Here is a 13922-nt window from a genome sequence, read left to right on the forward strand (position 1 = left end):
AAAACATATATAATAGAACAAAGAGGTGAAAAACATGTCAATCGAATCGCTATGGAGCAGTCGCTTCCAACAACATATTCAAAATATCATTACATACTTTGCACGTATGATTAACGGTTTACTATATAGCTTTATCTTTATTTCATGCGTTGGTGCATATTATTATGCTCAGTTTCTAAAAGCATCTCCTTCTAAAGGAATATCTTTAATAATTATAACGATTGTACTTACATTCATTATAACGAGATGCCCTATCCGTACATTTATTCAAAAACCTGATGCTGTCTATTTACTAGCACTAGAAGAGAAATTAACATCTTATTTCAAAAAATCTCTTCTATACAATTACATCATTCAGCTTTTCCCATTGTTATTTACGTTCCTTATTCTCGTTCCACTTGCTATGCAATCATTACAATTAACGGTACCTTTTTTATGTACAATCTTTATCGTGTTAATGATTACGAAAGCCTGGAACATGTACATACATTGGATGTGGCGTGATAGTCACGAAAAAAATATATGGCTAATCATTTGTATTACTTGTAACGCCCTAATCATTTACATGCTGTTTTATTCCGCAAATGTTCTCATATTGGGCGGACTACTCTTACTACTTGCTTTCCTACTTCTATATACGAAAAAACAGCCTACAAAACGAATACCGTGGGATTACATAATCGAGCAAGAAGAAAAAATGAACGTTCGTTTTTATCAATTTGCTAACATTTTCACAGATGTTCCGCAACTGAATAAACAAGTAAATAAAAGAAAATGGCTTACAAATTGGATTGAACCTTTATTACATAAAAAACGAGCAACTTTCTTCTACTTACATACACTAGCATTTTTACGTGGAAATGATTATTTCGGTATATATATTCGCTTAGGATTGATCGGTGCTTTCGCCTTATATTTCATACCAAATATATACGTAAAAGGCGCTATCGCTTACATCGTTTTATATATGATCTCTATGCAGCTTCGTTCACTATGGAAATATTTTTCGGGAAATATTATTGTAGCATTATATCCAACCCATACTGAAGAAAGGATGAAGCAATTTCTTAGCTTAATCTTTATATCGCTAAGTATTCAACTCATTGTATTTTCAATTGTTATACTCATTGCTACAGGACAATTTTTACATAGTCTTATCATTATGATTATCGGATTAATCTGGATCAAATTTATTATTGTACCAAAAACGAAGCAAAGAATTTCCGCATTTTAACGAAAAGAATTATCTAAAAAGCCAAGGAGAAAATAAATTTTCTCCTTGGCTTTTTTATTTTTTAATGTTAAACCTATCGTTCATACTTAATTAAAAACTTTAGGTATGTTACTCCTGTTTTTCTTAAGCATAGGGTGCTATACAAACTCCCTTTCTTCCCCTTGATGTTTTAGGGTTTAATTATGATTTTTACATACAAAAATCATAATACATGTTTACATACTAATAAAAAGGGTATCTATTAAATTAACAGAGTAAAGGAGGGGCCTATATTGTGAATAAAAAAATGGAGCAATTGAAGCACCATGTTACGGATAATCAACGCAAACATGCTTTAACAACAAATCAAGGGGTAAAAATAGCTGAAGATGAATTTTCTTTAAAGATGGGCTTAAGAGGCCCAACCTTAATGGAGGATTTCCACTTTCGCGAGAAAATGACCCATTTTGATCACGAACGAATTCCCGAAAGGATTGTTCATGCACGCGGGGTTGGCGTACATGGTTATTTTCAGCTTTATGAATCGTTAGAAGCCTATACAAAAGCAGATTTCCTTACTAATCCTTCAAAGAAAACACCTGTATTTGTACGGTTCTCAACCGTTCAAGGTTCTAAAGGATCCAACGACACAGTAAGAGATGTACGTGGATTCGCCACAAAATTTTATACAGATGAAGGAAACTATGATTTAGTGGGTAATAATATGCCAGTATTCTTTATCCAAGATGCTATTAAATTTCCTGATTTTGTCCATGCAGTTAAACCAGAACCACATAATGATATTCCTCAAGGAGCTAGCGCTCATGATACCTTTTGGGACTTTGTTGCGCATAATCCTGAGTCCACTCATATGGTCATGTGGCAAATGAGCGACCGAGCTATTCCGCGTAGTTTACGAATGATGGAAGGTTTTGGAGTTCACACATTTCGACTCATTAACGCAGCAAGAAAAGCCCATTTCGTAAAGTTTCACTGGAAACCTACCCTCGGGGTTCATTCATTAGTATGGGATGAAGCTCAAAGGATTGCTGGGAAAAATCCTGATTTTCATCGTCAAGATTTATACGAAGCAATTGAAAAAGGGGATTATCCTGAATGGGAGCTTGGATTACAATTAATTCCAGAAGAAGATGAACATAAATTTGATTTTGATATTTTAGATCCAACGAAATTATGGCCAGAAGAAGAAGTTCCCGTAAAATTAGTTGGTAAAATGACATTGAACAAAAATGTTGATAACTTCTTTGCTGAAACAGAGCAGGTAGCTTTTCACCCTGGTCATGTCGTACCAGGTATTGATTTTTCAAATGACCCTCTTCTGCAAGGAAGATTATTCTCCTATACAGATACACAATTATCTCGTTTAGGGGGCCCTAATTTCCATCAAATCCCTATCAATCAGCCCGTATGTCCTTTTCATAATAATCAACGTGATGGTATGCATCAAATGCAGATTCATCGCGGTCAAACAAGCTATCATCCTAATGGATTAAATAACAATCAACCTGCAACCGTCCAAGCCGAACAAGGAGGATATGAACATTATCAAGAAAAGATTGATGGGCATAAAATTAGAGGTCGCAGTAAAAGCTTTCTTAACTTTTATTCTCAGGCTAAACTTTTCTACAATAGTATGAGCCCTATTGAAAAGCAGCACATAAAAGAAGCTTTTTGCTTTGAAGTTGGGAAGTGTAAATCAGACATAGTGAAGGCAAATGTAATTGCTCTCCTAAACCACGTCGATCGTCAATTAGCACAAGAAGTCGCTAACATTATTGGAGCTCCTTTACCTAAGGAAAATCACGAAGTAAATTCAGATGCAAAATCACCTGCACTAAGTATGTCCAATACTATTTTTAAATCTGATTCCAAAAATGTTGCAATTCTATTAAATGGCGACCCAAGCGTCTCCCTTCTGTCCGAATGGATTCAAGCTTTTGCACAGCATCGTATTAACTATAGCATCATAGATAATAAAATTTATCAGTTCAATGCTTCCATTAAAGTAACTGATACTTATACAACAACAGACTCCTCCCTTTTTGATGCAGTATTAGTGTTTAGTAGTGAGTCTGTCATTCACCCCCCTGTTTTAGAATTTGCAGAAACTACTTTTAAACATTTTAAACCGATAGCTCATGTCCTTAGTAATCCTCATGCTTTGGACCATAGTAAGATTAAACTGGATGGAGCAGGAGTTTATAACTTAACAAACACTTCAATTGAATCATTTATAGAAGGCATTGCCCAAGGAAGATTCTGGAGCCGATAATATAATATAAGGAGCGGATTAGAATGAGTAAAAAAATTGCTATTTTAATAACGGATTATTTCGAGGACACAGAATACACAGAGCCAGCAGAAGCTTTTAAACAAAAGGGATATGAATTAACAACTATTGAAGCAGAAAAAGGTAAAACGGTACACGGTAAGCAAGGAAAAAGTGAAGTCGTGATTGATAAAAGTATTGATGATGTTTCTCCAGAGAACTTTGATGCCCTCTTCATACCGGGTGGATTTTCTCCAGATATACTTCGTGCAGATGAACGTTTTGTTCGCTTTAGTAAAGCATTTATGGATGCGGAAAAACCTGTTTTCGCTATTTGTCACGGACCTCAGCTACTCATCACTGCACAAACACTTGAAGGACGTGATGTCACTGGATATAAATCTATTGAAGTCGATTTGAAAAATGCCGGCGGGAACTTTCATGACAAAGAGGTTGTCGTATGTCAAAATCAGCTAGTAACAAGTAGACAGCCAGAGGACATCCCAGCGTTTATTGAAGAATCGTTGCGTATATTAGGATAACTACCCTCCTTTTATTTACATGAAAATAGTTAATCATTGGGGTTTTATTCATCCCCTACTGATTAATTAGCCCTCACCAACTGGTCGTTTACAGGCAATCCGACCACCACAAATAGCAAGATAAATAAAAAGAGGGGAATCCAAAAGTTCAGTTTTAATAATCTTTTGGATTCCCCTCTTTTCTCGCCCAAAAATTCCTTATCACTTTTCATAGGCAGTTCTCATATAGTGAAAATGACTATATAATTCCTATCCATAAGTTAAATAATGATTTCGCACATATATAAATACAAAAGATGGGAGCCTTATTTATGAATAACAATCCACCTTCAACGCCCCCAAATCCAACGGAAACGAATAATAATGAAGTGAGCTTACAAACGTTACGCGTTATTGGGCTAATTGTACTGATTAGTGGCTACATATTAGTAACGCTTTCTGAAGTAGGCACATTAAAAAATCTTTTGCTACAGCCTAGTACTACTCCAAATTTAGCTGAAGTTGATCCGTTCTAAAAATTATATAAAAAGCGAATCCCAGTATAACTGGTTCGCTTTTATATAGTTTCATCCAATTTGAGAAACATTTCTCTCATCCTCATACTTCTCTTTCCCTATCGCTTTCATAAATAGTAAAATACTGCTCATACCAACGATAAAGTACAGAGCACTCATGCCCCAAGATGCAATAAATGAACCTAGCATAACACCTAATGCCCCGTTCATTTTTGCCACTTGAAAGACCATTCCGTTAATCGCCATATAAGAACCTCTTGCCTCATTTGGCACCATATCTGCCATAATAGATTGACGCACTGGCACATACATCATCTCACCTACCGTTTGGAAAAGCCCTGCAATTAATAAAATCCATAAGCTATTGCTCGTTCCGAGTATTGTAAATCCAATTGTATAAATGAATAAACCTACATATAAGATTTTCAAATCGTTGAAGCTTTTCAGCATTTTAATAAGAAGTGCTGAACATAACACAACTAAAATTGTATTCTCTGCAGAAATCCAGCTCAGCATGCGAATCCCTGTTAAATCAAACGTAACACCATTCCCGAATAAAAAGTGCACCGTTTCAAATTCCTTCTGCAAGCGAACACCTAAATAATTATTAATTTGAAACTCTAAAGACAATGTACATATACTCGCTGCACAAAAAATTAAAAATGCTTTATCTTTCATCACGACTTTATAACTATCTGCCATATCTTTTAATACATTTTTCTTCTCCACCGTTTTTCGTGCTACATACACTTCTTCCATATACACAGCCATCACATATAAAGTAATAATTGCAACAAGCGTTAATACGATAAACAATTGCAATCTATAGTTTTCAAATAGTAACCCACCAAATATTGCTCCAATCGCAATGGATAAATTAATAGCCCAATAATTAATGCTGTACATTACTTTTCGATTTTCAGGTGTACTCACATCAATTAACATCGCCTCTGTCGCAGGATTCATAAGTCCAGATCCTAAACTATTCACTAGCATAAAGATAAATGTTAACCACGGTGAATCTACATAATCCGAATTCGCAACTCCCATACAAGCAATAGAAATGACTTGTATACTTTGACCGATAATCATAACCTTTTTACGCCCAAGCCGGTCTCCAACATATCCACCGTATAAACCAATTACTAATGAAGCTATGACATTAATGAGTAGTAACGCACCAGCAACCGCACTACCTAACTTTATTGAAAAATAAATCGCCATAAATGGAAAAATCATCGTGGACACAGTACGTGTTAAAAACGAAGTTATAATTCTAATTTTTATATTTCGATGCATACTCCAAAATCCCATTGTTTCCCCCTCCTTATGCTTACTTATTTTACTTTGAAAAAAAGGAAGAAAAAGGTTAGAATATTCTAAAGAGTTTCCCCTTTTATGATAGAAGGAAGTGTATATATGAAAATTATGGACTATTACATTAGACTAAGACTACATGCACAAGATCAACAACATATGCGAAATAGCTTACAAGAATTAGCTGATGTTTTATATTGCAGTACGAAAAACGTAAAGATTTTATTAAAGAAAATGAGTGAGGAACAATTAATTCGCTGGACTCCAGGACGAGGCCGCGGAAATAAAACGGAAATTCTATTTATACATAATTTCGTAGAAGCGATTGAGTCCTATACAGATGAACTGTTAGCGCAAGAAAAATTAAAAGATATCTTTCTTCTTTTAAAAGAACCCCTCCCCCTCGCACTTCAAAAAAAGATAGAAAATAAACTACATCATCATTTTGGATACGAACCTTCAAATGATATGTACGACGTATTAAAGATTCCTATATCAAGAAAGATATTCCCATTAGATCCGGCTTTTGTGGCTGTAACTACAGAGAGCCATCTTACGAGTCAAATTTTTGATACGTTAGTCGTCTATAACGATGTTACTGAAAAAATGGAACCACACATTGCGCATACGTGGGAATTAAGTGAAGACGGGCTTACGTGGACTTTTTATTTACGAAAGGATGTATATTTTCATAACGAAACAGTTTTAACTTCTAAAGATGTACAATTTTCATTTGAAAGACTAAAAGAAGTTCACTCTCCTTTCGAATGGTTAACAGAAGAAATTGTTCAAATTGAAACGCCATCACCACTGCAAATTCGATTTCATTTAGCAAAACCAAATTTATTTTTCTTACACTATGTAAGTTCCATGCAGCTCGCAATTTTACCGCGTGATACGAGTATTCAAAATCATCATTATATAGGTACTGGACCTTTCAAACTTGCTCATTACTCTGAAGATAATATCGTACTCGAAGCGTTCACTCATTATTTTAAAGAGCGCGCATTATTAGACCGTATTGAATTTTGGGGTATTCCTGACCATGTGCAAATAGATGCTGATTATGAACTACCAAACGAAGAGGAAAATGAAAGGCATGATATACAAATAGAAGAAATAGGTTGTATTTATGCTAGCTTCAACTTTACAAAACCTGGTCCTCATCACGATATTTACTTTCGAAAGGCTTGGAGAGAACTATATGATGTTGAAACGATACTTCGTAGCATAGAGGGTAGACGAACAATTGCTGCATCAAGCTTCTTCCCTGATAGAAGCCGCCTTGCAACAAGAAGATCCTACTCTTTAGAAAAAGCAAAAGAGTATTTGAAAAAGAGTACATATAATGGAGAAACGATACATATTTACTTCTTCGCATTTAAAGATAGTGCAAATGATGCATATTTCTTAAAAGAACGATGTGAAAGTTTAGGTATACAAGTAGAGCTTCACCCATTTCCCGTTTCAGATTATATAGATCGCTCTATTGATAAACATGCTGATATTATTTTCATGGGAGAAGTCTTTGCTGCCAATCATGAAATTGCATTCTTAAATGTATTTAAAAATAAAAGTTACTTCGTAAATCGGTTCATGGACCCGCACTACGAAAAACAAATTAACTGTTTACTAGATACATTTTTACTAGAAGAAAATAAAGAAAAGCGTTATGAACTCATGTATGAGATTGAAGAGTTTTTACAAGCAGAACACATCATTTTATTTAACTATTACGTTTTAAAAAGAAAAACATACCCTTCTTCTTTAAAAAACGTAACAATTGATTCATTTGGTTGGGCAAATTTTGCGAAGTTATGGATACAGCCATCCACGTATTAAAGTGTGAGTTTTTATAAAAGGAGAAGGTACTACATCCTTAGTAGTACCTTCTTCACATACTATTATTTAATTACTCCATCTAAATGATCTTTCAAGTTCACTAAAAACTTCTCTATATCCGGATTCTTCACCACATCATAACAAGCAAAACTCTTTAACGGACTCATACCGAGAAACTTTTGCACGCGGTGTAAATGACTAAGCGCTGATTCTAAACTTTCTCCTTCAAAGAACTTCGTCTTATCTCCAAATGCTTTTTCAGGTGCATTCCAAGTTGTAGAGAACATATACTCTTTCTCTTTTAATAAACCACCTGTTCCATATTCATCTGCACCTTTAAAGAACAAACCGTATTCATATACTTCATCCATATACGTTTTAAATAAGCCCGGTACACTAAACCAATAAATCGGTGTTTGATAAATAACAACATCGGCCCATAAAAACTTATCTTGTTCTTCTTTAATATTGTAACCATCTTGAATCGTTGTTGTTTTCACATGATGATTCTCGCCTAATACAGTAACCATATAATCTACTAACGTTCTATTTAATCGTCCTTCCTTTGTACCGTATTTTTCATGTCCATTTATAATAAATATATTTTTCATCGTTTTTCTCTCCCCTATATGATCTACTCTTCGGCTATTAAGCCGAGTTGCTGCTGTAGTGTAAGATTATCTTCTAAATGCCAATCTTCCGTTATCTTTCCGTCTTTCACATGTAAAATATCAATTGCAAAAAAATTAATTTTCTTACCATTATGCATTCCTGTAAAAAAAAGACGGGCTGTTACTTTATCACCAACAACTAATAAGTCTTCAATCTCACAATGTATATCAGGCACAACTTTACGAAAATTTTGCGCTGCAAACTTTAATCCTTCAATGCCTTGTGGTCGCCCTTTCGGCAATGTATTATCGAAAAAATTTTCAGTAACAGTCTGCGGAATAAGTTCCTCCTTACCTGTATCCCAAAATGCATAAAAACGCTGCGCGGCATGAACCATTTCTGTCGCTTCTTTTTTACTTAGTGAGGGATCAATTGTCATTGCTTTTGGCCTTGGCATTTCTTTTAATAACTGAACTTCACCTTTTTGTTCCGCGCCGCATGCTACAAGCACAATACAAATAACAAACAAACTAAGAAATCCAAGTAACTTTTTTATCCCCATGGAAATCACCACCTCCTTATATAAATCCTTTTTGTTCCGTATTGCTATTGTATATGCACTAACTTCCTTTATGGAAGTAGTGATATTTTTTTCATATAGTTACCAAAAGTATAGTTTTGTGATACTATAAAGCAAATTCATCAAAAAAAATTTTATGGAGGCTAGTTCCATGAACAATATAGATCCAGTTGAATTAACGAAAGGTTTACCTGGCATACCTTGTCCTATCGCTAAAACGCTTGATGTAATTAGTACAAAATGGACGTTTTTAATCATTCGTGATCTTCTTATCGAAGGAACATTACGCTTTAGTGATTTACAAAAATCAATGAATGGGATTAGTCCAAAAACATTATCGCTTCGACTAAAAGAATTAGAGTCTCAAGGCATTATAACGAGAAAAGTATATCCAGAAGTTCCGCCTCGTGTAGAGTACACATTAACGGATAAAGGAAAGCAATTAGAGGGGATTTTTATTGAATTAAAACGGTTTGGGTTAAGTTTATAAAACAAAAACCCCTTACAGTCGTAAGGGGCTTCATTACTTCGCAAAACTTTCAGCCAACTGTTTCTCTCTCCACATAAATGTAATAGCGAGACCAACTATTAAAACAACTCCTGAAAATGCATATGGGTAATGAATGTTCATATCAAATAATATTCCGCCCATCGCTGGTCCTGCGATATTTCCTAAACTCGTATAAGTCGAGTTCATCCCAGCAACGAATCCTTGCTCTTTTCCAGCTGCTTTTGATAAAAACGTCGTTAAAGCTGGACGAAGTAAATCAAATGCTAAGAAAATGAAGCAAGTAACGAGAAGTACAATCCAATAATTAAAGACTACAGTTGAGACGAATGCTAATACTGCACCTACAATTAAACATATTTGGATTAATACTTTCTCACCGAACATGTCTACCAATTTGCCAAACATAAATACTTGCACAACTACCCCAAAGATTGAACTGATTGTAATAATTGCTGCAATATCTTTCGGCGAGAAACCAAATTTATGATCTGAGAATAAGCTAAACACAGTTTCATACGCCGATAATCCGAATGCGAGTACAAATACGATAATAAATGCAATTGCATACATTGGATGTAATGATTTCTTTAAATCACCAATAAAACTTGATTCTTTCGTATTAGAAGAAATCTCTGCAAGTTCTTCTTTCGTTAACGGTTCTTTTAAAATAAAGATTGAAATCACACATGCTATAAAAGCAATTGCTGCTGCAACGAAAAATGGCACACGTATACCGTATTCTGCAATAAATCCGCCGATTCCAGGCCCTATAATGAATCCAGTACTAATAGCCGCAGATAAGTATCCCATCGCCTTTGGACGTTCCTGAATAGATGTAATATCCGCAACATATGCCGTAACACCAGGCATAATAAAAGCAGCACTAATTCCGCCTAATACCCTTGCTACATAAAGCATCCATACATCTTTTCCTAATCCAAAAAGAAGCTCTGAAACACCAAAAATAAATAATCCAATGATTATCATTTTCTTTCTACCGTAAAGATCAACCCACCGGCCTGTAATAGGTGAAGTAATGAGCTGTGCCATTGCAAACACTGCAACGAGATATCCCATCGTCTTCCCTGTTAAATGCATATCATTCATAAAGGACGGCATAACCGGAATGATTAATCCAATCCCTAAAAAAGCGATAAATATATTACTCAAAAGAATGACCAATACCATCTTTTGTTCTTTTATCGGTTTCTTCACTTTCTAACACCTCTTCCCGTAAGTTCCTCTCAAAAAATAATGCCCAAGAAGCTTTTTCTTTATCCTGCTCTTTGCGGGCTAGTAATGAGTGAGGATGCCTCCACTCATTAGAATTTCACTCTATCCTTCCACACATACATAAGCATTAGGTGAATGACTATCATTCAGTTTTCCTCAAAAATGAACCTACCTTTTCAGACAGGTTCATCTTACTACTTCTTTATATGTAGTGCATGTGTTAAAAAATCTAGTACTTCTGCCTTTTGCAAATCCACTTGCTCATCATCTTTATGATCATATAAATAAACTTGTTCCGCTGCTGATTCAACTAGAGCGATAAATAACTTCGCTGTTCGCTCTGCGTGAACCGAATCACGAATTTCACCAGCTTCTTTCGCCTCACTTAAAAATTCGCTTAACCACATATAAAGAGGCTCATACACAGCTTCCCACTCTTTTATATGTTCTGTAGATGCAAGACCTGCATACATTAAAGCTTGTATTTCACGATATTCCTCTATAAATTGAAACACCGCATCGATTACTTGTGCCACTTTATTTGAAAAAGGTACATCTTTTTGTACTTTCTCTTTCACTGCAAGTATCATCTTTTCAACCATCACTTCTGCTATTGCAGGCATAACAGATAGCTTAGAAGGAAAATATAAATAGAAAGTTCCTTGCGCAATGCCAGCTAATTTCACGATATCAGAAATCTTCGTTTTTTCGACGCCCTTTTCCTGAAACACTTCAATAGCTGCATAGACAATTTTCTCTTTTTTATTCATCATCTAAACCCTTTCACACGCATATTGAATGACTGTCACTCATTTTATAAGATAATTGATTGTACTGTCAATGATAGTGAACTCTAAGAGGAAATCATTTTTTTTATAATAAAATCTCCTAATAAACAATTAGGAGATAGAAATACAATATATCTTTAAGAAAGTGCCTTTAATCCTGTCACTCCACATACAATAAGAAACACACTAATAATACGCGCTTTACTTTTCGACTCCCCAAACAAGAACATGTTTAATAAAACGGCACCTGCTGTTCCAATACCGATCCAAACCGCATACGCGACACTGACTTGTAAAAATAAGAAAGATGTATACAAGAATGCGAAGGATGTAGCAAACCCGCCTATATAAATCGCACCATTGGCTAATGTTTTATCTTTACTATACATTTTAAGTCCTATCACACCGACTATTTCACTAATTGCAGCACAAAATACGAAAAACCAACCCATCTTTAAGCAGCTCCTTCCACAGTTTCTTCTTTATTATCAGCTAGCTTTAAACCGATAACGCCAGCTACAACCATCACGATAAAGAATAACTTCCCTACACTGAAACTTCCGCCGAAAAGAAATACATCCATCAAGAAAGTACCTACCGTACCAGCTCCGGCGAAAACAGCATATACAGTCCCGGTTGCAAGATGTTCACACGCTTTAGAAAGGAAGTGAAAATCAACAGCGATAACTCCTAAAATAATAATCCAATGCCACCAAGTATTAGCCGTATTAAAACCAAACACCCAAAAAATTTCAAAGATACATGTTAATATGACATATAACCATGCTCTATTTTTCATACCTCTCACCTCTTATGACTGACTTTCAGTCATTTTTATTTTAAAAAAATATACTCTTTCATCAATACTATATAAACCAATATCATCCTCATTTACCATTGTATTTGTTCCATTTTTAAACTAACTACATCCTTTTACACGAAAATGACTGAATGTCATTCATGTATATTGTACATGAACATTTTAAAAACTGTCAATGGCGAAAGTTTATTTAAAATTTCTTTCATCTGATTTGTATATTTCTTAATAATCTGTCAATACTGCTAGTAACATAATATTTTCTCCACTCCCCCTTGGAGAGATCCCTTGAATGGAGCAGTTAGCTTTTGCTAGCTGCTCTTTTTTATTTATCCGCACACTATGATGAAATACTCATAGATCAAATCCATTTTTCATCACATAACAACATCTATTTATTTTCCAATGAGCTTTTGTAAGCACGAATTTTATTCTCGAGCATCTTCTCTGTAACTTCTAAGTTTTCTCTTTGAATCTGAATAGATTTCCTATGATCTTCTAGGAGCTGTAAACGAGCTTCTGTTGTATGCTCCCCTTCTGTATATAATCTAGCGTATTCTCTTATTTTCGCTATTGGCATTTGCGTTTGTTTTAATTTCATTACAAACTGCAACCACTTTATATGTGACTCTTCGTAAAGTCGATTTCCATTTGTATCACGATTTGCAATTAATATATTTTCCTTTTCATAATAACGTAGTGTATGTGTGCTCACGCCTAATAATTTTGCTACCTCGCTAATTGTGTACATACTAAAACTCCCTTCACATGCTTACCCTCATATATTTTATAACCGTATCAAATTTATAAAAAACGTTTGACTTAGAGTATACTCTAACAAATACAATCTAACCATAAATGAATTTGAATTTAGGGGGATTTTATATGAAATATACTGTTATTACTGGCGCAAGTTCCGGAATTGGTTATGAAGCAGCTTTAGCATTTGCATCTCGCGGAAAAAATTTAGTACTTGTAGCTCGAAGACAAGAAGAATTAAACGAATTAAAATTGAAAATTAACGAAATGCATCCAGAATTGGATGTTGTCATTCGAAGAACTGATTTATCTGTTACTGAAGATGTTTATAAACTTTATGAAAGCCTACAATCTTTTCAAATTGAAACGTGGATTAACAACGCAGGTTTTGGTAATTTCGCCTCAATTGCTGAACAAAATTTAAATAAAATCGAGACGATGTTGCATGTCAATATAGAAGCACTAACAATACTCTCTTCTCTTTTCGTTCGAGATTATTCAAAGGTTGACGGAACACAGCTTATTAACGTTTCATCGGGCGGCGGATACACGATTGTTGCTGATGCTGTTACGTATTGCGCTACAAAATTCTATGTAAGTGCATTTACAGAAGGGTTGTCTCACGAATTGAAGGAACAAGGCGCAAAACTGCAAGCAAAAGTTTTAGCTCCAGCTGCAACTGAAACAGAATTTGCAAAGCGTTCATTTGATATTGATGAATTCCAATACGATAATGTTGTACCGAAATTCCACACTGCAAAACAAATGGCACAATTTATGCTCGATCTTTATGATAGCGATAAAGTTGTAGGGCTTGTCGATGGTTCTACTTATAACTATGAACTTAAAAACCCCATTTTTAAGTTTGCAGTAAGAAAAACGAATTCAATTTCTTAATTTCCC

General features: G+C 34.9%; 15 protein-coding genes. 7 read left to right on the forward strand and 8 right to left on the reverse strand.

Annotated features, from left to right (window positions below; genetic code table 11):
• Window positions 1–34 precede the first annotated feature (34 nt).
• From HMAS_RS19835 to HMAS_RS19850, 4 genes are all read left to right on the forward strand, one after another.
• Complete coding sequence (locus HMAS_RS19835) at window positions 35–1234, forward strand: ABC transporter permease (RefSeq protein WP_000021359.1); 1200 nt, start codon at window positions 35–37, stop codon at window positions 1232–1234.
• Window positions 1235–1508: 274 nt separating this feature from the next.
• Window positions 1509–3506 (forward strand): catalase, encoded by a 1998-nt coding sequence (locus HMAS_RS19840; protein ID WP_025709952.1) that lies wholly within the window; start codon window positions 1509–1511, stop codon window positions 3504–3506.
• 23 nt (window positions 3507–3529) lie between these two features.
• Entirely contained in the window at window positions 3530–4045 is a 516-nt protein-coding gene (locus HMAS_RS19845) for a type 1 glutamine amidotransferase domain-containing protein (RefSeq protein ID WP_000037522.1), read from the forward strand.
• Window positions 4046–4356: 311 nt separating this feature from the next.
• Window positions 4357–4560 (forward strand): hypothetical protein, encoded by a 204-nt coding sequence (locus HMAS_RS19850; RefSeq protein ID WP_001063866.1) that lies wholly within the window; start codon window positions 4357–4359, stop codon window positions 4558–4560.
• Window positions 4561–4611: 51 nt separating this feature from the next.
• Here the strand turns inward: HMAS_RS19850 and HMAS_RS19855 are convergent, their stop codons facing one another.
• Window positions 4612–5874: an MDR family MFS transporter gene (locus HMAS_RS19855; RefSeq protein WP_000508230.1), complete on the reverse strand. Its 1263-nt coding sequence runs from the start codon at window positions 5872–5874 to the stop codon at window positions 4612–4614.
• 84 nt (window positions 5875–5958) lie between these two features.
• Here HMAS_RS19855 and HMAS_RS19860 point away from each other — a divergent pair, with 84 nt between their 5' ends.
• Window positions 5959–7719: an SgrR family transcriptional regulator gene (locus tag HMAS_RS19860; protein WP_116344984.1), complete on the forward strand. Its 1761-nt coding sequence runs from the start codon at window positions 5959–5961 to the stop codon at window positions 7717–7719.
• 62 nt (window positions 7720–7781) lie between these two features.
• On the opposite strand, the gene HMAS_RS19865 is transcribed toward HMAS_RS19860, so the two are convergent.
• Window positions 7782–8330 carry an NAD(P)H-dependent oxidoreductase gene (locus HMAS_RS19865; protein WP_000789190.1) on the reverse strand — a complete coding sequence of 183 codons (549 nt, stop codon included), beginning with the start codon at window positions 8328–8330 and terminating at the stop codon, window positions 7782–7784.
• Window positions 8331–8353: 23 nt separating this feature from the next.
• Complete coding sequence (locus tag HMAS_RS19870) at window positions 8354–8893, reverse strand: ester cyclase (RefSeq protein WP_000511570.1); 540 nt, start codon at window positions 8891–8893, stop codon at window positions 8354–8356.
• 169 nt (window positions 8894–9062) lie between these two features.
• Here HMAS_RS19870 and HMAS_RS19875 point away from each other — a divergent pair, with 169 nt between their 5' ends.
• Complete coding sequence (locus tag HMAS_RS19875) at window positions 9063–9401, forward strand: winged helix-turn-helix transcriptional regulator (RefSeq protein ID WP_001059472.1); 339 nt, start codon at window positions 9063–9065, stop codon at window positions 9399–9401.
• Window positions 9402–9434: 33 nt separating this feature from the next.
• Here the strand turns inward: HMAS_RS19875 and HMAS_RS19880 are convergent, their stop codons facing one another.
• From HMAS_RS19880 to HMAS_RS19900, 5 genes are all read right to left on the reverse strand, one after another.
• Window positions 9435–10637 carry an MFS transporter gene (locus HMAS_RS19880; protein WP_000742952.1) on the reverse strand — a complete coding sequence of 401 codons (1203 nt, stop codon included), beginning with the start codon at window positions 10635–10637 and terminating at the stop codon, window positions 9435–9437.
• Window positions 10638–10849: 212 nt separating this feature from the next.
• The gene (locus tag HMAS_RS19885; RefSeq protein ID WP_002023345.1) at window positions 10850–11428 is read right to left on the reverse strand and encodes a TetR family transcriptional regulator; all 579 of its coding nucleotides are present in this window, start codon (window positions 11426–11428) and stop codon (window positions 10850–10852) included.
• Window positions 11429–11580: 152 nt separating this feature from the next.
• Window positions 11581–11895 carry a DMT family transporter gene (locus HMAS_RS19890; protein WP_000539671.1) on the reverse strand — a complete coding sequence of 105 codons (315 nt, stop codon included), beginning with the start codon at window positions 11893–11895 and terminating at the stop codon, window positions 11581–11583.
• Between the two features lie 2 nt (window positions 11896–11897).
• Window positions 11898–12242, reverse strand: a complete 345-nt coding sequence (locus HMAS_RS19895) for a DMT family transporter (RefSeq protein ID WP_000796022.1) — start codon at window positions 12240–12242, stop codon at window positions 11898–11900.
• 409 nt (window positions 12243–12651) lie between these two features.
• Window positions 12652–13011, reverse strand: a complete 360-nt coding sequence (locus HMAS_RS19900; RefSeq protein ID WP_000288066.1) for a MerR family transcriptional regulator — start codon at window positions 13009–13011, stop codon at window positions 12652–12654.
• A gap of 134 nt (window positions 13012–13145) precedes the next feature.
• On the opposite strand from HMAS_RS19900, the gene HMAS_RS19905 reads away from it, so the two are divergent.
• Window positions 13146–13916, forward strand: a complete 771-nt coding sequence (locus tag HMAS_RS19905; RefSeq protein ID WP_025709950.1) for an SDR family NAD(P)-dependent oxidoreductase — start codon at window positions 13146–13148, stop codon at window positions 13914–13916.
• Window positions 13917–13922: the final 6 nt, after the last annotated feature.

Source organism: Bacillus sp. HMA207, from assembly GCF_003402455.1.
Classification (GTDB): Bacteria; Bacillota; Bacilli; order Bacillales; family Bacillaceae_G; genus Bacillus_A; species Bacillus_A cereus.